This is a genomic window from Flavobacterium sp. P21, assembly GCF_050632225.1.
Lineage (GTDB): Bacteria > Bacteroidota > Bacteroidia > Flavobacteriales > Flavobacteriaceae > Flavobacterium.
Genome location: NZ_CP192585.1, coordinates 1,796,546 through 1,813,816 on the forward strand (window position 1 = coordinate 1,796,546; position 17,271 = coordinate 1,813,816).

Consider the following 17,271-nt stretch of genomic DNA (forward strand, 5'->3'; position numbering starts at 1 on the left):
ATTTACCCCAGAACAATGGATAGTATCTTTTTTGAAGTCACAACACAAAAATCTTTATCTAGACCAAAAGACATATATTTTACAGCTTGATCATAGTCCATGCCTGTAAAATCTTTAGCAAGTAAGTCGTTCTCTTCATCTTGTTGAAACACAAATTCTATTATACGTTCGGTTTTATTTTCTTCATAAAGAGAATCAACACGTTGGAGATTTTCAGTTCCTTGATCTTTTAGTAAATAGTATTGAATTGGAACTTCTGTCGCTGTAAAACCAATATCATCAACAACTTGTGTATAAGAACGAGATTTCCAGCCTATTTTTTCTAGATTAAAATACCTGTCCCTAATATCAGAATCGTCAATCTTTTCTTTTTTGCAAGAAAATAGAAGTAGAAGAAATAGTAAACCAAAAAAACTACTAGATCCCTTCATATTTTTTATTTATGTAGGTTAGTAGTTCATTTGTTACATCAATTTTTTCGGATGCGAATAAAATGTTCGTTTTTTCCGAACCAATTATGAGGTCATAGTTATTTTCTTGCGAAAACTCTAGGCTATAACTTTTTATTCTAGCCCAAATTTTTAATGATTGATCTGAAGCAAAGTTTTCATTAAATTTTTCAAGGTTTTCTTTTGACTGCAGAAATTGCAACATTAAGCCTTTCTTTTGAGAACCAGAATTTTGTGGATTTTGAAGTCTGTTAAATAACGAGTCTGTATTTGTTTTCATGATGTTGAACTCTCTCTCGGCAGAAATTTTCAGCTCTCTAGTCATGGTGAAGTTTTCAAATAACTTTGAATTGTCAACGTAGACGACTTTTGTTGTTGTGCTGGCATAATATTTAAATACCACTAGAATTATTAATAAAATATTACATATTAATAATATCTTAAAGACGTTTTTTTCACAGAATAATTGGGTTAAAATTTGTTTTTGAATTATTGTTTTATGATTTAAAATGAAATGCTTGCGTGAATTATAATAAATTATTTATGTTAATATTAATTTTTATCTTGTATTTATTGTTAAATACTTTAATACAACACTTGTTTATTATGTTAAAATAAATGTTAATTTATTTTGGTCCAAATCTATATTATTTTTTTAGCAAAGCATTACGGATTTCCTCATTCTGAGCCTATATGAGTGCTTTTTTTAGTTGGTTAAATGTTAACATGTTGAATGTTAACACTTTGTATGTTTTAAAATAAACTTTTTTTTATTTTGTATTTGTCCTACAGTATGTAATAGCTATTTTTAGGGCTTAACTCTGTGAAAAAAATGAATACAAAGTTTATTATTATTCAAAAAAATATTTTGACACTTTACTGTTTTGATCGACAATGAAGGAATTGCTGGCAAATATGCAAGTTGCCAATATTGATTTTAATGAGTAAAAGAAAATTTTGGATGTTAATAGCGATGGAATAACGTTGTCTTTGATATTGGTGCTTGTGAGCTGGTATGCATCAATATATGTAAGTCCGGTGTAACATTGAAGTATAATTCCCGTAATAATTGTTTTACGGAGCGTTTATCCCGATGTAGAATTCGTGCGTCTTCTTTTAGAATATCCCATTCCAGTCTGATATTTTTGAGTTCTTTCCATGACCTGTCTGGATGCGGGTCTCTTCTCTTTTACTGAGTCAGCTTTCCGTTTCGGAAAAGGTCTTTCCAGTGTTGCAGGCTGTTTTTGTAGGTCTTAAGATTATCGGCATGAGCCGCATGCTTTTATGCTCGATGCAGGTCTTGACGGTCCAGGTTTTAAAATCGGTACTGTATTTTTTTAGCAGATTTCAATACAGTTAAAAGTTATTAGCTTTATTCCGTCCAAGGATAGGGGTATTGAGGATCATAACGCAGATTTCACGAATTTTTTAACCGCTTTAAACAGAATTCGCCTTGGCTTTTTGTAGCACGTATGAAGGCAATTCTATTTGAAATTTGCCACGAATCTGCTATTAAAATTTTGAGTGGTTTTATAAATATTGAAAATGTGTAGTAAGCTAAAAACCCTGCTTATCGCTAGATCTGCAGGGTTTTCCGTGAATTTTTGCCTTTTTTGTAAACTTTGAAAAGTTTCTTTTTAAGCTCTCAGCGGAGGAAGAGGGATTCGAACCCCCGGACCTGTTACAGTCAACAGTTTTCAAGACTGCCGCATTCGACCGCTCTGCCATTCCTCCAGTAAGATGCAATCCTTTGCTGATTGCGAGTGCAAATATAACACGCTTTTTCGGTTCTCAAAACTTTTTTGCAACTATTTGCAAAGAAAATTATATAAAAAAGAAACCCTTAACAAAAGTTAAGGGTTTCAAATTTCAGCGGAGAAAGAGGGATTCGAACAAATTTTTCTCATCCCTCTTTTATGCCGCATTTCTATATTTTTTTCGATACCGCGCCACGATTCTGCCACGAAGATTTTGAGCAATTTTGTGGGATTTTGAACGTTTGTAACTTAACTTATCTGTTTATTTTGGTTGTAATTCCTTAAATGATTCGATGCTAAAAATAAGAATTTTTTCTTACAAGTGCCAAAAATGATTTTACAACTTTTTAAATCGTGCTAAATGATTTAAGAAAAGACTTATAAATGCTTGTGTGAAAAGTATTGAAGTCATATTTTAAGGTAAAGGTTGTATGCATTTGTCTTTTCTGTTATGTGAGTCTATGATATTAATTTTGTAATCCTTGTCTTTTTCTAATTTTGACTCCTCTAAAATTTTTAGTAAATCAATTTCAATCTCAGGTTTTTCATTATCACTGATGGTGCGGATTTTATCTTCTTTTGAGATAGCAACGATAATTTGCCGGTCTTTAATTTTGCTTGCTTCTTTTAAAAGTCGCTGTAAATCTGCATCAGCAATTGCGTGTTGTCCAGGCTCATCTATAATCAAAATTCCTAGATGATGTTTTGCTTGTACAAGGAGCGTCATATAAAACGCCCATTGAGCTCTAATAAAATCGCTTGCAGAAGAAACAAGCCTGATAGGCTGTGGTGATAATGATCCTGTTTTAACTACTGGAAACATTTTTGTGTTCTCTTCCGTTGAAATGAAAATGCGGTCAAGAATTTCTCGCGAATAACCAAATTCATCCAGATAAGAAACATATTTTTTAGTAAATTGAAGAATTTGCGCATGATCTATTTTTATATGATCCTTCAAGATAGAGATTTCTGTCCTAATATCTGCCAGCTTTTCAGAAATTGTAGAAAGATCAGACTTAAATAAATCGAACTGTTTTGAGAGTTTCTGCATTTTTTGAAGTTCAAATGCAATTCTCATTTCTTCTGCGATTTCCATTCTTGAAGGTGTTTTGGAGTTCTCTGTAAGCTCTTCATCAAGCATGGTAAGGGCATTCTTGATGTCATTTATTTTTTCCTGGTAATAAACGATGGTTTTACTAATTCGTTTGGAAAGGTTCTCGGAGCTTTTAATGTAGGATTCATACAGACTCTTTTCAGCTTTAAAGAAAGGAAGAGATTTAGAACTATTTACTTTTTCAATGTTAGTAAGTTTAATATCCGGATTGCCCAAAAGCGAAGAATTGCATACAGGACAGTTTTCCACGTCGTTAATCTTAAAAGACTTTAGCCCTGTGATTTTATTTATACCCTCCAGAGCTTCAATTTCCCGATTAAGTCGCTCTATGGTTAGCTGATAATTCTTTACTTTAAGATTTTCATTGTTTTTTTTAACAATTATATCATTTAGTTCTTCACTAAGAATAGTAATGTTTTTTCTTAGTTCCGCGTGCTTTTTAAGAATGGGATAAGGCGTCGCCTTGTCATATTGAACAGTGTTGCTGATATTAATGATTTTCTTACTCCTTTCAAGTACACTAATGGTTTCAGAGATATTATTATATTTACCATTTTCGTCCCTAGTTTTAAGATCAAGTTTTGCTATTTTGGCAGGGGATAGATCAGAGGTGAAAGTATCTGAAAGATTTGGAGTCTGAAAATTATAATACGCAGTAATGGTCTGAAAGCTGTCTATAGTATTGGTCCATACCGCTTTATATTGTTTTTCATGCAGTTTGAGAACTTCAAGTTCAAATTCTTCGGCAAGACCGCTCAGCCCTAAAGTATATTCAACAATTTTTTGTTTTGCTTTTTTAGTGCTGAAAACAGGAATCTGCGCAAAAAAATCGGACCAGCCTTTTGTCTGTTCGACAAAAGAGCTAGCGAAAATCTGTTGGAGATACAAAATTTTCTGAAATTTTCCGTCCTCATCTTTAAATAAAGGAACTGCAATATCAGAAAATTCAGAAAGCCATCTGTAGAACCCGTCAGGATGATCTGTATCGCCTGCTTTATGAACAAATTTCTCTTCAGGCTCTCCGTCATTCTGCTCGCACCAGCGAGCAGATTTGTGTCTTCATTATATGCAGGTTTAATCCATCTTTTTATTACGGCGGTTTTTCCCGCATCATTGCTTAGATGCAGTTCCGCGTATGATGAGGCAACAAAATGCTTTTGGTTATCATATTTAAAACTGGTTTTCAGGCATTCTTTAAGACCGTCATTATTGCCGTAGCTTGCCAGCTGTTCCATAGCAAGGCAGTAATAAATACAAGATAACACAGTGGATTTTCCGCTTGAATTGTCTCCGGAAAGGATATTTAGCCCTGCAGTAAATGCATAAAAAAACCGAATTCTTTTCTCTGCGAATCTGTAACAGTCGCTTTTATGGAATGAATTGTTATCATTTTACTACCAGATTAATATTTGTTTTTTTAGTTCTTTGCTGTTTACGGCTTTACACATTTTCATAATTTCTTTCCTTATTTCAGGAATTAGATCATTTTCCTCCACTTCCTTGACAACATTTTCACCATTTTTATCAAGTCCTACTCCGAAGGATCCATCGCCGTCTTTTAAAATAACGTACTTTTTTTCATGCGCTAAAATAATATTCTTACGCGACATGTTGCTGATGGACCATGGAATGGAGAGTCACGTGGAAATTTTACTTACTGGAATATTTTTTTTACTGCATCTAAAATAAAAGCAATTTTTTTGAGAGGAATTGATAGTGTCCTTTTATCGGTTGAAAAATTAATGATAAGGAGTATCATCAAAATATTAATCTGATCATTATCTTGATACGCTTCAAAAACTTTTATTTTATTTCCTTTTATTTCTACTCTACTAGTCATTTTCCAATATACTTAAGCCGCATACAGCGATCCATTCGCTGACGCTGTACAATGCAAGTAATTTAATATGAGATTCATCAAAGTCCGGAGCAAGACATTCTCTTAAAAATGCTTCATAATCTTTTTTGATTGCGGACAGGCCGGCTCTTGCCTCTGGCTTGTTGTCTGCATAAATGGTTAAACCCTCAAGATTATAGGTGTTTTTCGCATTATTGAATGCATTATTAAGGTGTTCGTTTTTCTTCAGTTCCAATGCAAGATATGATTTGCCTACCAGAATTGCCTTGATAATTGTTCGTTTCTGTTTCTCCAGTTCTGCTTTTGCGTAAACCAGAGGAATTTTGTCGTTAATGAATTGCAACATGCGGTTTATTAATATCATTCATTTCCCATTCAACTACTGCTTGCTCATTTATATCATTAAATATGGAATCTAATGATATGGCTCTCAATTTTTTATCATAGTCAAGTATTTCAGAATTATGAATCTGAACATTCGGATTTAGTCCGTTAAGAACTTCTAAATTAACAAAATGAAGCTGGCCGTCATTTCCCTTATTTGGTATTTCAATAAGAATCCCCACGCATAGAAGTTCAGTATGATTATCAATAAACAACCCTGAACCTGACCAGCCTCCAAGCCAGTCACTGCCTGAGTTGTATAAATCATCAGTTAGAATACTGCGTTCAATATCGCATATAAAATGCATTTTATTTCCATTGCAGACACCATTGTAACTAATTTTTCTTCTATTAACAGGATATTCAGAGCTCTCATATTTTCCTCTGAACATTAAACTGTGCGACGGGTTTTTTGGAGCTGTGAGGAATTTAGGGCAGATAAAGTTCTCCAGCGTTGAAGCACATTCTAATTGAAGCGAGCACAATATCATTTTTTTCTGCAAAATTAAGGTCGCTGTTCAATGCGGCTAAACGATGATGGTCTCCATGGTGATCTTGGACAGTCCATTGACTCAAGTCAGGGGTGATATCAAAGTTTTTACCGTATAGATTATGTCCGGCCGTCAGGCACAATAAAGTATAGTTAACACAAAAGATTACACCGCTTCCGATAAATATATCGTTTTTATAAAGCAGGCCGGTTGTTGAATATAGATCTTCTTCATTCATATTAAAGGAAAGGTTAATTCTTTAACGGGCTTAAATCTTATATTTATAGTCAGTAATTCATCGTCCGTGAAAAGCCTTTTTAGACGTAATGGGTAATTTGAATAGATTGTAAGAGCAGTTTCAGGAGAATGTCTTCCGAAGTTGCTGATCATGATCAATGTTTCTCTCGAAGGATGATAATAGGGGTCACTGCTATCTGTTGAAATCAAATAATTCGAACATTCCACCATTTCCAATAGTTCTTTGGTGGTATTATGTTTGGAACCATGATGGCTTATTTTGAAGAGGTCCAGCTCAAGTCTGTTATCATATCTATATCCAATCCTTTCCATTTCTCTGCAGATTAGTTCCGGGTTTGCATCTCCTAAAAAGAACAGGCTGATCTGCTTATAATGCGACAGAAAAGCGATAGAGGATGAGTTTAACAGGTCATCTTCCCACTTGTGCGGAAATGGCGGATTTTCCAGAATTGACTGTATGCTTTTTAGGTTTTGTCCTTCCGCAGTAATTTTAGGGTCTGCTGATTTGATCTGGGACTGATATTGCTGATATATTTTATCTGCTGTCCATTTTTTGAGCAGTTCCTCTACCACGTTTTGCCTTGGAGATAATATTGTCAGGACTAAACCGTTAATGGTAATAGTATCTTCGTTTTTGTCGTCTAAAAATATCGGAATGCACTTGATATTTCTCTCAAGAAGAAGCTGTTCCAGTTTTACTCCGTGTTCGATTCCAACAAGATTAGATTCTGAAGGAGAGAATATCAGTTGGGGAGTGTTCATATAAACTTTTGATGAAACTGATAGTTCTGTTTCTTTATCTCATGACCATTTAAAAAGACCTCCTATATGATCGTAATCAACATGAGTTATAATAACAGCGTCTGCATAACTAAATTCTTTAACTTTACTTTTAAAAAATCTGTAAGTACCCTGATTTCCGCAGTCAATCAGCAGTCGATGGGTATTTGATTCCGTCCAGGTTAGCATGAAGCTGTCTCCTTTTCCTGCTTGAAAAAGATCTAATTTTAGCATAACTGACAAAAATTAATGAAAAGTAATAGTATTTGCATAAGCCTTTACATTTGGGCTAAAAATACAAAAAATGTTTAAGAATAAACTTAAAATTTTTGATATTGTGTTTTATCTAATTCACATTTAGTGTCTATTACTGGACTTGTATAGTTGTTTTTTTATTATTATTAACTTTTACCACAATAAATTAAATGAAAACGAAAGAAGAACATAAGATTAAATTGAAACAAATAAGCGATCTCGCGTTTAGCCATGGTGTAGAAGCCATTAAACCATATGTAGAAAGATTTTCGTTTCCAAACTCTTGGAGCAAAGAAGTCCTTAAATTGTTCATGGAAAAATGCCATGAGGGATTCAAAATGGCTCAAGGACTAATTATTGACGAAGTTCTGTATTATCAAAGTTTATTGCGTGAAAAAAAGTTCAATTAAAAGAAAGTAGAAGGCTAAGAGATAAAAAAGCAATTGAAGAAAATCAACATATTATATTAGTAATTGAACAACGTTTGAGCGCGTATTTTCATATTGCAGATGGTATTGCTTGGCAGTTAATTAGAGGTGAAATTCATGTTTCTAGAAGATTATATATAGGTGAATCTGTAAAACAATTAGACTCCTCAAATCTTGAACATGCAATTAAGGTTAGTTTAGAAATCAATGAATCTCCAGAAAATTTTGCATTAATATCTGATTTAACTCATTTTGTGCAAATTGGCGATTTATTAACACGAACTCCAAAAGGGTTAGCTATAATGGAGCTAAAAGAAGGATCTGTAAATAACAAGATTGCGGATTTGGTTAAAAAAATTCATGATACAGGTTTTCCCTTAAAAGATTTAGAAGACGAAATAAGTAATCTTGACTTAAACACGAATAAACAACTGCAAAGAGTTTTACGTCAAGAAGAAAGGGCTTTTCGTGCTGTGGAAATTATAAATAAAGATGAAGGTAATGATCCAAAAACAGGGGAAAAAATAAGTGTGTCGACCCCAAAGAATAGAACTGAGTTCTATTCTCATGAATTTGAAAAATTATTTAAAAAGCTTGAATCTTCTATTTGGGCATATGATGTGATTGATAGAGGATGTTTACATGTAGGTCTTTACAGAGATGAAGGAAGATTTATGACTGGTTTGATAAAGGATATTCTTGATAAGAAAACTACAAATCATGTAATTATTGATTTTGTTTCAATTGCAGGAAATGTCTCAGAACCTCTTTTTGCAAAACCACTACCTCCAAAACTTATGATAGATATTCTTGTAGGAGACATAAAATTGATTATTGGTTTAAATATCGATGCCCTAATCCAAGTTTTCAAGGATACAGGTTTTGAAGTTGAACTATTAAGTGAAAAACAAACGATGAAGTTGAAACAACGTGAAAAAATGAAGGTCATGTTTATAATTAACAAGCGAGCTATTAGACTGACGAACCCAGAAAACAAAAAAACTATGATTGTTGGCGGTGGAATTATATCCAAAATTTTATATGATTCAATATATCCTAGTAATATTGCTATAACATTATTGCAAACCTTAGAGTAGAGGTAATTAATGCCTTGCTTTTTAGGAAATGTTTTAGAAATAGTTTGCATTATACGCGAAGTTGAAATTGATTATTGCTAATTAACACATTTGGATTAAGAAAGTTGACAGGTTTAAAAAAATATATAAACTAACATTAAAAGACAATGAATGATTTTGAACCACTGAATATATGAGATATGAAATCCGATAAAAAAAATGACAAGTCAAAACTGCAAAATTCTGTATGCAGTAAAAAGGAAGTAAACGAGAGCAATGGCAAATTAACTTTAGCGGAATTAAGAAAATGCGAAGGATTTGCAGATGTTTCAGATGCGGATGGGGAGGAGATAATTGAAAGTTTATATAAGCTTTCTTTGATTGCTTTTAATTATAAAGTAACGAAATAACTTAACAAATTATATTAGGTTATGTTCGCTCCGCCATTCGAACCTCCAGTAATGAAGAGCTTAATTTTACAGAGTTGAACAACATTTGAAGAGCCATGTGCCACGATTTTGCCACTAAAGTTAAATAGAAGGAAGACCTGTAAAAATTCTCCTTAAATTTTTGTGGCAAAAATAGTATCAAGTCCAAATTTCAAGTGTCACGATTTTGCAATAAAACTTAGCATGCTTTTTTGGTTATTGATATTTAATCAATTATATTGTAAATATGCTACATAACTTCGTTGGTATATTGGAGTTGAGCTCTTAACCTTTCAACCATAAATTTCGAAAAATTTTATTTTTATCATAATCCTGAGCTTGTTTTTCAATATTAAAATACCGGCTTGCTCTGGGATCATTGCCTACACCGGCCAAATAAGCCCAGTTGCCCCAGTTGCCGCAGACATCATAATCGATTAGTCTGTCGCTCGAAATAAGCGGCGCCATAGCGCCAATCCACTTCCAGATCGTTGCATAAATAGCTCGCCACATTCTGACGGCCGCGGTTGCTCATAAAACCGGTCAGTCGAAGTTCGGTCATGGCGGCATCAATAAAATCTACTCCGGTCTCTGCGTCAATCCAGCGGCCGGAGTACGCTCAAAATTTATTATTTTAGCAATAGAACCTGTATTTTTTATTCCGTTTTTCTGAAAAAAGCTGTTGTGATATTTTTTCATCATAAACCTGAAGTAATCGCGCCACAGCGGCTCAAATACCAGCCAGTAGGTGGATTCATTGGCCGTGTAAAGCAATTCATAATTTTTAAGTTCCTGATAAATAAGCCGTGGCGAAATGCATCCCAGGGCAAGCCAGGGAGAAAACTTGGAAGAATAATCAGCGCCGGTCATCCCGTTTCGGGTTTCCTTATAGGCGGAAATGCAGTGCGATTCAAAAAAGTAATAATGCATTCTCTTTAAAGCCTGTGATTCACCTCCAATAAACTGCAAAGCGGCGCGGGAATCAATAGATGTTTTTTGTAACCCTAATTGCCGCAGATCCGGCAGATCAAGTTCCGGAATTTCGGGCGAGGCAAAAGTGTGCGGTTTTGGCAGGGCTGGCCTTATTATGGAATCTTTCTCTACTTTTTTCTGAAATCAGTAAATACGTCGGGTATGTTTTTTATAGAAAAAGGCAGGTCTTCGGCATGGTACAAAGTACTGGTGCTAAAGGTCAGGAATTCACAGCGCAGTTTCCAAAGTTCAGACTGTACAAGGGTTTCAGTATGCTTTTCTTCAAAAGCAACTTCCCGCTTGGCATATACTTTGGAAACCTTATACTGCCTTACAATTTTTGGAATTTCAATTTCAGGCTTTCCTTTTAAAATAAGCAGGCCCGATCCCAATGCCCTTAAATTGGCGTCCAGATCAAGCAGGGATTCAATCAGAAACTGGGCCCTGAAATGACCGGTTTTTTTAAATCCATACGCTGTTGCCGCAAAATGCGAATCGTCAAAACAATAAATAGGGACAACAAGATCGTTTTGTGCTGCATGACCTTAAATAAAGTTTCATTATCGGTTAGTCGTAAATCTGTCTTAAACCACACTATCGCTGTTTTCATAAGCTGTTTATATTTTTTAGATAATAATCTGCCTGTTGAAGTAACGCTGTTTTTTCTTCAGTCTTCATTTTATGCCATACCTTATACATCATTGCAATTCGGGGATTATGTGCCAGAAGGGCTTCATGCTTGTCATAAAAATTCCAGTATAGGCTGTTAAACGGACAGGCCCAGTCTCCGATTTTTTTGCTTTATTGTAAAAACAGGTGCCGCAATAATGACCCGTTTTATCCATGTAGGAAGCTGAACTTACATAAGGCTTTGTACCGACAATCCCTCCGTCTGCAAACTGGCTCATGCCCCGAGTATTGGTAATTTCAACCCAGTCCAGGGCGTCAATGTAGATGCCAAGATACCACTTGTCCACTTCATCAGGATCTGTTCCGGCCAAAAGGGCAAAATTTCCCGTAACCATTAGACGCTGGATATGGTGCGCATAAGCATAGTTAAGAGATTGCATTATGGCCTCTTTAAGGCAGTTCATCTTCGTTCTGCCTGTCCAGAACCAATCCGGTAATTTTTCTGTATGACTGAAAAAATTAAGGGCGGAGTACTCCGGCATCTTCAGCCAGTAAACACCCCTCATGTATTCGCGCCAGCCAATAATCTGCCGCACAAAACCTTCCAGCTGGTGGTAGGCAATACGTTCAGGCTGCTGCACGCCATGCCGCAATGGCGGTCTGTATAACTTCAGCGGGAGAAAGCATTTTCGTGTTTAATGAAAAGGATAATCGGGAATGGTATAAAGACCATTCACCGGGAACCATAGCATCCTGAAAAGATCCGAAAAGGGGAAGACACTCTGCTGTAAAATAAGCCAGCAGTTCCAAAGACTGTTGCCTGTTTACAGGCCAGATAAAATTAGTTTTGTCAATAACGCCCATGGTTTTAATATCGGTCTGCCCAACAGCTTCCACGATATCCGAAACATCATTGTTGAAAACCAGCGGAGGCGACCGGCTTATGATTTTTAGGCATTTTCTTTCTGTTTTCCTGGTCATAATTCCACTGTCCAGTCATAGGATCATCTCCTGACATAAGAATGTGGTGCTTTTTTCGCATAGCACGGTAGAAACTTTCCATCAAAAAACTTTTTCTGCCTTCAAAGAACTTTTCCAGTTCACCGCGCGTGCTGAAAAAGTGCTCGGTATCGTAAATTTCAGATGCAATAGCAAGTTGCGTAGTGAAATTCTTCAACAGCAGATCGACACGATATTCATCAGGCGACTGGTATTCAAATTTGGTGTAATGATCTCTTTGTATGAGAAAAGACAGATTGGCATCAAACGATTGTAAATTGTCTTTGTTATTTATTTTTAAATAAATGCAGTGGTGTTTTTTGGATTTCAGAAAATCGGCAAACTGGCGCATGGCGACAAAAAAGCCTGCTATTTTCTGGATATGATGCGTTGTATAATCGGTTTCTGTCCGGATTTCCATCATTACATAGGTAATCGAATGATCTGTCTTTGCAAACCACGAATGATTGGAATTCAGCTGATCTCCAAGAATTAGCCTTAAAGTTTTATCTGCCATATTATTTATTTCTTCTGCATTTATAACTGCAGTATTTTACTTCCGCCCAGACTTTTTCCCATTTCTCCAGGAGAAAGGCCTGCCGCAGACCGGGCAGGTTTTAGCGGGAAGATTTTGTTTTTTTACGCTTCGCATGATACCGTGATTTGAGCGACTATTTCTCTATTAGCATGTATTCTTTTTTCTGACACTCCAGATTGCATCACTGGCATGCCTGCGGGTCTCTTCGATCGGAACAATCGGAAACGGATAATCGGTTCCTATTTCACAATGGTATAGCCGCTGTTCTATAAGGCTCAGCTTCCAGGGCTCGTGAAGAAGGTGAGGCGGGACAGCCGCTAATTCAGGCACCCATTGTTTGATAAAAATACCCTCCTTATCGTGCTTGCTCCGAGTTTTTAACGGGATTGTAAATTCTGATAGTTCCCGTGCCGGTTACCCCTGCCTGCATCTGCGTACCGCGGATAGTGGATTCCGGGCTCATAATCCAGAAACTGCCGGGCCAGAAAGTGGAGTTCGCGCCAGTCCTGCCAGAGATTAAATACAAAAAAGGAGACAACCAGAGCGCGCATCCTAAAATTAATAAAACCGGTCCGGACTACACAGCGCATGCAGGCATCTACAATTGGAACTCCTGTTTTTCCTTCCTGCCACGCCTTGATATAAATTTCATTTTTAGGTTTTATAAGAACATCAAAACTTCGGTCTATATTTTCAAACTCAATGCGGCAGTCACTTTCGAATTTCTGCATAAAATGGCAGTGCCAGTGCAGTACGCGATACAAAATCAAGCATGGCTTTTTTATTGGCAGACTTCTCGTAGAACTGATTGGTGTAGTGATACACCATGCGCATGCTGATATTCCCGTAGGCCAGATAAGGGGAGAGACGGTCGCAGCCCTTACGGCTTAAATAGGGTTTTGAAATATGCCTGCTGTAGTTTGCATGCCGCTCTTTTGCAAAACTTTCCAGATAGCGCCAGGCCCAGTATTCGCCGCCCTGCTGAAAATTTTTATTGCGCGTGGCAATATCTCCTGAAAGCGGTTTTCCTTGTAAGCTGGCATAAAGATCAGTGTCTAGATTTTGAAATTTAAAACTGTTGAGATCAATTATTTTCGGGTCAGCACGCATTGTGAGTTCCCATCGTTTTTCCCAGTCCCGTCTTGATTTCAGTTTTCGGATGACACCATGCAGTTGCGATTGTTTCCATAGAATGTTGTGCTGGTCAAAAAAAGACTGCATTGCAATATCCCTTTCGAATGTAAGCATATTGCCGGTTTCCTGATGCGAAAACACTGTTCTGATGTCATAGTGCAGACCAAGTCTGCTCAAAGACAGTATGGACTTCGTTATGAAAACAATAGATCTGTGTTTGGACTGTCTTTAACCTTGACTGCATTTCCTGCAGGGATTCATAAACAAACCGCCAGTGGCGCACGTCAGAATCATCATGGGCCATCACCGAAGGTTCAAAGAAATAAAATAAAAGTAAAGGTGTATTTTCCTGCTGGGCCAAAAACAGCGGCTCGTGATCTGTAAGGCGAAGATCCCGTTTGAACCATATGATATTTACTTTTTTCTGTTCACCTATCCAGCAGTGATGTGATTTCCCTGTCGGGTTTTGCATAACTCAAACGGTCCAGCCGCACGGTTTTATGATAACTGTCCAGACCGGAACATGTAATGGTATTGGCTTTTTCCAAATCAACGAAACCATCATCGCCGAGGCAGTCTCCAGGTATGAAGATTTGAACGATTTCGCCTATAACTAAAGTCGTATTGTTGATTGTAATGTCTATTTTTTCTTTATACTCAACGGCCAGTTGGATGTTGCTCTGCTTTACAAAGGGAGCGAAAAAATCATTTTTATACTCTTCTGTCAGGCATGCGGCGTCAAATTCTGAAACGTTTCTGTCATACCTGGCCGATGTCTGGTGTGCCTGTCTGTATATCTGCTCGTTGATATGGTTAAGGGTATAAAATCCAGTACTGAGAATATTTCTTAAAGTATCACGCTCTGGCGGACTGGGACGAAAAATCATCCCTACGAGCGGGGGATTGGCGCCAATATGAAAAAGAGAACTAAAAACAGACAAATTGGTGTTTCCCTGCAAATCAGAAGTGCCTGCCAGTGCCACGCTCTTAAATCCCCCAAGGCTGTTGATCAGATGAACCACAGTCTGTTTTTCCATTTTTTCGAGGTCACTGGTGTTAAAATTAATTTTATTTTTCATCTGGTTTTGGTTGTATTAAATTGCGGCACCTCCACTAGTGAGCAGTATCCATTTTTTATCGCTGTTGAGCCTGAACGTATCTATAAGTTCCTTATTCCATTATTTTGACGCAATGAGCGAGAGAAAATTAAAACCGTCGGCATCTTTATATAAATGATAAATTTCACCCACGATGGGTTCAAAAGAAAATCTGGCGTTGTACAGAAGCTCATTCCACTGAAATTCGTCGATCAAATTTTGATATTGGACCTTAAGTTCGTTAAACCTGCTTTCAAATTCCTTATTCACCTTGCTAATGCCGATGTTTTTCCAGCCTGCCAGATCAACTGCCTGTATCACCGGCGCACCAACACTGGTTCCATACGGCAATAGACTTGCATTATAACCGTGTTCATTGGAAAATACTACATTATCGGGTTTGTCTTTTTCCATAATCTGTAACTGTGTTTTACCTTTTGGATATTCTATTATTTGAAATAGAGCGTCGCCTCGTCGCATTTAAAACGATTTATCGCTTCGGGTCGTCTGGCGACATGTTTGGTCTTGCAGTTTTCAACCCGTTCGCGCCATAGTTTGTAGCCGCTGAATTTGAGCTCCTTTTTCATTAAAGCCTTGACATCTGCCTCGGCCAGTCCGAATTGAAATTGTATGGCATCAAATGGGGTTCGGTCTTCCCATGCCATTTCTAAGATCCGGTCTATATGAATTTCATTTAGGGCGCTTTTATCGATTTTTTCCAGAATTGGCTTCATCAGATTGTTTAACTATTTTTTAATTTTGTTAAACAAAAATAATCATTTTTGCTTTTATAGGTAATAAAAAATCGAGTATTTATAAAAAATAAGATATTAATACCACCTAAAACTTAAACAGTCTTTAGGCGGTTTTTTATTTTATAATGCTCTGAATCGAAAAAAGGACTCAAACAAGGTCAGGTTCCATAAATTAACATTTACGTTGCAAATAATGAGTTTTTTTAGAAGAAAGAGTTCAGGTAACTAAGCAGGCATCAATTGTACGAAATCGCTATCAGCGGCTTCCCTTTTTCCGTTCTTGTATTTCGTCAAAGGTTTTTTCATAATCGTTAAATTCTGTCCCTAACAGTTTGTCCCAAATACGGAAATGAACTCCGTAATTTCCATTAAATTTACTGTGGTGCATATTATGATGTGTGCTTGATGTCATTAATTTTCCAAAACTTCTGTTCCACCAGCCCGGAAAAAATTCGTAGCCCAGATGTGATTTTATATTGTTTAAGAAACCGAAAATTTGTGTCAGTACAAGTGCAGGAACATACATTGGAAAAATCATACTTACAGGAACAATCCAAACGGTAAGCAATAATGCTTCTGCCCAATGGAACGAAAGTGATGTGAACGGATTAACGTCAATACTTTTATGATGTACTTTGTGTATATATTTGAAAATTCTTGGATGATGCAAAAGGCGGTGTACCCAGTAAAACCAAGTGTCGTCAAAGATTAAAAGAATAAAAAAACCACCATAAGCAAAGAATTTGGGATATTGATTGATGTCTGTATAAATTTTCGTGTAACCTAGTGATTTTAAAAGATAGATAATAAGCACAAATATGGTGCTTATCATTAATGTGAAAATACTATTTAGCAATTCTGATTTGATCTGATTGCTATCAGCACGTTCTTTCAATTGTATTCTCCAATTTTGAAGACGTTTTTTAAATAGTTTCCAAACCACTATGTAAATTATTGCAATGATACCATAGTTCATTAAGGATTGTCCGAATGTCGCCGGTAATTGTTTTAAGGCTTCTTGTAATGCTTCCATTTTTGAATGTGATTAATGAAATGTAAAAGTCTTAAAACAAGTTCTCAATCCACTTCACAAATGTTACTTAATTGCCAGTTTTCTAATTCTGCTCAGACTTTGTGGTTTTATTCCTAAATAGGAAGCAATGTATTGAAGTGGAATGTTTTGAATAAAATGGGGTTGTTTTTCCAGCATTTTTTGGTAGCGCCGCTCTGCGTTTAGGACTGCCAAATCGTTGGCTCTCAATGATGTCGCCGATATAGATTTTTCAAAAACCACTAAAAAAAAGTTTTTCAAAGTCTCACTTTTTTCTACAAGCCGTTTTGCATCGATGTACGAAATTCTTAATAATTCACAGTCTGTAATGCATTCTATATTTTCAGTAGCTTTTGATTGGTTTACAAGTGAAGAAAATGATGCGATAAAACCGTTTTCTGAGCATAAAAACGTGGTTTGTTCTTCGCCATTTTCGTCGTAATAAAAAAGTCGCATAAAACCAGAATTTATGAAATATAAATATTCTGGAATTTTATCCTGTTCTTCTAAAACTGAATTTTTTGCTGAATTAGTTGGCATAAAACTTATACGAATATATTCTATGTCCTGAATTGTTGGTTTACCTATTTTTGAAATTTCGTCCAATAGTCTGTCGTAAATTGTATTGTTCATCTCATTTATGTAGTTGTTTTTTTGTGGGTTGCCGCAATTCTACTAGTAATGCAACGACCTAATCGACCTGTCTAAACGCATGACAGGGTAGTATATTTAGCCGCCTCAGAAAATAACAATTACCTATGAATAGGTAATGCTCCCGATTCATTTGTAGCTAAAAAGCTGTGCCAATTTGAGCCGC

Annotated in this window: 29 protein-coding genes, 1 tRNA gene and 1 pseudogene; 3 read left to right on the forward strand and 28 right to left on the reverse strand. The window is 36.2% G+C overall.

The features are described 5' to 3' along the window. Positions 1 to 2: 2 nt before the first annotated feature. From ACQ9BO_RS08755 to ACQ9BO_RS08805, 11 genes and pseudogenes are all read right to left on the reverse strand, one after another. Positions 3 to 431 (reverse strand): hypothetical protein, encoded by a 429-nt coding sequence (locus tag ACQ9BO_RS08755; RefSeq protein ID WP_431244387.1) that lies wholly within the window; start codon positions 429 to 431, stop codon positions 3 to 5. Then, a complete protein-coding gene (locus ACQ9BO_RS08760; protein WP_431244388.1) occupies positions 418 to 852 on the reverse strand; it encodes an OmpH family outer membrane protein in 435 nt (144 codons plus the stop codon). Before ACQ9BO_RS08760 ends, ACQ9BO_RS08755 begins: the two co-directional genes overlap by 14 nt. A 1,246-nt stretch (positions 853 to 2,098) precedes the next feature. Further along, positions 2,099 to 2,183: transfer RNA gene (locus ACQ9BO_RS08765), tRNA-Ser, on the reverse strand. A gap of 438 nt (positions 2,184 to 2,621) precedes the next feature. Continuing rightward, on the reverse strand, positions 2,622 to 4,208 hold the full coding sequence (locus ACQ9BO_RS08770; protein ID WP_431244389.1) for a hypothetical protein: 1,587 nt from the start codon (positions 4,206 to 4,208) through the stop codon (positions 2,622 to 2,624). Between the two features lie 113 nt (positions 4,209 to 4,321). After that, positions 4,322 to 4,657: pseudogene (locus ACQ9BO_RS08775) on the reverse strand (AAA family ATPase); the annotation flags it as partial. A gap of 57 nt (positions 4,658 to 4,714) precedes the next feature. Then, on the reverse strand, positions 4,715 to 4,930 hold the full coding sequence (locus ACQ9BO_RS08780) for a hypothetical protein (protein ID WP_431244390.1): 216 nt from the start codon (positions 4,928 to 4,930) through the stop codon (positions 4,715 to 4,717). A 222-nt stretch (positions 4,931 to 5,152) separates the two neighbouring features. Continuing rightward, positions 5,153 to 5,524 (reverse strand): hypothetical protein, encoded by a 372-nt coding sequence (locus tag ACQ9BO_RS08785; protein WP_431244391.1) that lies wholly within the window; start codon positions 5,522 to 5,524, stop codon positions 5,153 to 5,155. Continuing rightward, a complete protein-coding gene (locus tag ACQ9BO_RS08790; protein WP_431244392.1) occupies positions 5,508 to 5,870 on the reverse strand; it encodes a hypothetical protein in 363 nt (120 codons plus the stop codon). The genes ACQ9BO_RS08785 and ACQ9BO_RS08790 overlap by 17 nt, the downstream gene beginning before the upstream one ends. A gap of 121 nt (positions 5,871 to 5,991) precedes the next feature. Next, complete coding sequence (locus ACQ9BO_RS08795) at positions 5,992 to 6,291, reverse strand: hypothetical protein (RefSeq protein ID WP_431244393.1); 300 nt, start codon at positions 6,289 to 6,291, stop codon at positions 5,992 to 5,994. Next, a complete protein-coding gene (locus tag ACQ9BO_RS08800; protein WP_431244394.1) occupies positions 6,288 to 7,073 on the reverse strand; it encodes a hypothetical protein in 786 nt (261 codons plus the stop codon). Before ACQ9BO_RS08800 ends, ACQ9BO_RS08795 begins: the two co-directional genes overlap by 4 nt. A 39-nt stretch (positions 7,074 to 7,112) precedes the next feature. Then, positions 7,113 to 7,325, reverse strand: a complete 213-nt coding sequence (locus tag ACQ9BO_RS08805) for an MBL fold metallo-hydrolase (protein WP_431244395.1) — start codon at positions 7,323 to 7,325, stop codon at positions 7,113 to 7,115. A gap of 191 nt (positions 7,326 to 7,516) precedes the next feature. On the opposite strand from ACQ9BO_RS08805, the gene ACQ9BO_RS08810 reads away from it, so the two are divergent. From ACQ9BO_RS08810 to ACQ9BO_RS08820, 3 genes are all read left to right on the forward strand, one after another. Further along, on the forward strand, positions 7,517 to 7,756 hold the full coding sequence (locus tag ACQ9BO_RS08810; protein WP_431244396.1) for a hypothetical protein: 240 nt from the start codon (positions 7,517 to 7,519) through the stop codon (positions 7,754 to 7,756). Positions 7,757 to 7,830: 74 nt separating this feature from the next. Continuing rightward, positions 7,831 to 8,871: a hypothetical protein gene (locus tag ACQ9BO_RS08815; RefSeq protein WP_431244397.1), complete on the forward strand. Its 1,041-nt coding sequence runs from the start codon at positions 7,831 to 7,833 to the stop codon at positions 8,869 to 8,871. 179 nt (positions 8,872 to 9,050) lie between these two features. After that, a complete protein-coding gene (locus ACQ9BO_RS08820; protein ID WP_431244398.1) occupies positions 9,051 to 9,260 on the forward strand; it encodes a hypothetical protein in 210 nt (69 codons plus the stop codon). A gap of 303 nt (positions 9,261 to 9,563) precedes the next feature. On the opposite strand, the gene ACQ9BO_RS08825 is transcribed toward ACQ9BO_RS08820, so the two are convergent. The 17 genes from ACQ9BO_RS08825 to ACQ9BO_RS08905 all read right to left on the reverse strand — a co-directional run bounded on the left by ACQ9BO_RS08825 (position 9,564) and on the right by ACQ9BO_RS08905 (position 17,087). Next, positions 9,564 to 9,746, reverse strand: a complete 183-nt coding sequence (locus ACQ9BO_RS08825; protein WP_431244399.1) for an FAD-binding domain-containing protein — start codon at positions 9,744 to 9,746, stop codon at positions 9,564 to 9,566. Continuing rightward, the gene (locus ACQ9BO_RS08830; RefSeq protein WP_431244400.1) at positions 9,706 to 9,840 is read right to left on the reverse strand and encodes an FAD-binding domain-containing protein; all 135 of its coding nucleotides are present in this window, start codon (positions 9,838 to 9,840) and stop codon (positions 9,706 to 9,708) included. The genes ACQ9BO_RS08825 and ACQ9BO_RS08830 overlap by 41 nt, the downstream gene beginning before the upstream one ends. A 17-nt stretch (positions 9,841 to 9,857) precedes the next feature. Continuing rightward, positions 9,858 to 10,148, reverse strand: a complete 291-nt coding sequence (locus ACQ9BO_RS08835; protein ID WP_431244401.1) for a hypothetical protein — start codon at positions 10,146 to 10,148, stop codon at positions 9,858 to 9,860. Between the two features lie 230 nt (positions 10,149 to 10,378). Beyond that, positions 10,379 to 10,762, reverse strand: coding sequence for a deoxyribodipyrimidine photo-lyase (locus tag ACQ9BO_RS08840; protein ID WP_431245090.1), 384 nt, complete (start codon positions 10,760 to 10,762; stop codon positions 10,379 to 10,381). Positions 10,763 to 10,948: 186 nt separating this feature from the next. Continuing rightward, on the reverse strand, positions 10,949 to 11,533 hold the full coding sequence (locus tag ACQ9BO_RS08845) for a hypothetical protein (protein WP_431244402.1): 585 nt from the start codon (positions 11,531 to 11,533) through the stop codon (positions 10,949 to 10,951). Further along, complete coding sequence (locus tag ACQ9BO_RS08850; protein WP_431244403.1) at positions 11,508 to 11,777, reverse strand: hypothetical protein; 270 nt, start codon at positions 11,775 to 11,777, stop codon at positions 11,508 to 11,510. Before ACQ9BO_RS08850 ends, ACQ9BO_RS08845 begins: the two co-directional genes overlap by 26 nt. 13 nt (positions 11,778 to 11,790) lie before the next feature. Continuing rightward, positions 11,791 to 12,396, reverse strand: coding sequence for a cryptochrome/photolyase family protein (locus ACQ9BO_RS08855; protein ID WP_431244404.1), 606 nt, complete (start codon positions 12,394 to 12,396; stop codon positions 11,791 to 11,793). A 36-nt stretch (positions 12,397 to 12,432) separates the two neighbouring features. After that, on the reverse strand, positions 12,433 to 12,531 hold the full coding sequence (locus ACQ9BO_RS08860) for a DUF2256 domain-containing protein (protein WP_431244405.1): 99 nt from the start codon (positions 12,529 to 12,531) through the stop codon (positions 12,433 to 12,435). Positions 12,532 to 12,561: 30 nt separating this feature from the next. After that, the gene (locus tag ACQ9BO_RS08865) at positions 12,562 to 12,804 is read right to left on the reverse strand and encodes an FAD-binding domain-containing protein (RefSeq protein ID WP_431245091.1); all 243 of its coding nucleotides are present in this window, start codon (positions 12,802 to 12,804) and stop codon (positions 12,562 to 12,564) included. Further along, on the reverse strand, positions 12,795 to 13,148 hold the full coding sequence (locus ACQ9BO_RS08870; protein WP_431244406.1) for an FAD-binding domain-containing protein: 354 nt from the start codon (positions 13,146 to 13,148) through the stop codon (positions 12,795 to 12,797). Before ACQ9BO_RS08870 ends, ACQ9BO_RS08865 begins: the two co-directional genes overlap by 10 nt. Next, positions 13,129 to 13,665, reverse strand: coding sequence for a hypothetical protein (locus tag ACQ9BO_RS08875; protein WP_431244407.1), 537 nt, complete (start codon positions 13,663 to 13,665; stop codon positions 13,129 to 13,131). The genes ACQ9BO_RS08870 and ACQ9BO_RS08875 overlap by 20 nt, the downstream gene beginning before the upstream one ends. A gap of 37 nt (positions 13,666 to 13,702) precedes the next feature. Next, entirely contained in the window at positions 13,703 to 14,023 is a 321-nt protein-coding gene (locus tag ACQ9BO_RS08880; RefSeq protein ID WP_431244408.1) for a deoxyribodipyrimidine photo-lyase, read from the reverse strand. Next, positions 13,980 to 14,630: a flavin reductase family protein gene (locus ACQ9BO_RS08885; RefSeq protein ID WP_431244409.1), complete on the reverse strand. Its 651-nt coding sequence runs from the start codon at positions 14,628 to 14,630 to the stop codon at positions 13,980 to 13,982. The genes ACQ9BO_RS08880 and ACQ9BO_RS08885 overlap by 44 nt, the downstream gene beginning before the upstream one ends. 99 nt (positions 14,631 to 14,729) lie before the next feature. Next, complete coding sequence (locus ACQ9BO_RS08890; RefSeq protein WP_431244410.1) at positions 14,730 to 15,062, reverse strand: DUF2452 domain-containing protein; 333 nt, start codon at positions 15,060 to 15,062, stop codon at positions 14,730 to 14,732. A gap of 35 nt (positions 15,063 to 15,097) precedes the next feature. Further along, entirely contained in the window at positions 15,098 to 15,382 is a 285-nt protein-coding gene (locus tag ACQ9BO_RS08895) for a TIGR03643 family protein (RefSeq protein WP_431244411.1), read from the reverse strand. A 277-nt stretch (positions 15,383 to 15,659) separates the two neighbouring features. Beyond that, complete coding sequence (locus ACQ9BO_RS08900) at positions 15,660 to 16,436, reverse strand: sterol desaturase family protein (protein ID WP_431244412.1); 777 nt, start codon at positions 16,434 to 16,436, stop codon at positions 15,660 to 15,662. 63 nt (positions 16,437 to 16,499) lie between these two features. Then, positions 16,500 to 17,087 carry a Crp/Fnr family transcriptional regulator gene (locus ACQ9BO_RS08905; RefSeq protein WP_431244413.1) on the reverse strand — a complete coding sequence of 196 codons (588 nt, stop codon included), beginning with the start codon at positions 17,085 to 17,087 and terminating at the stop codon, positions 16,500 to 16,502. Positions 17,088 to 17,271 lie beyond the last annotated feature (184 nt).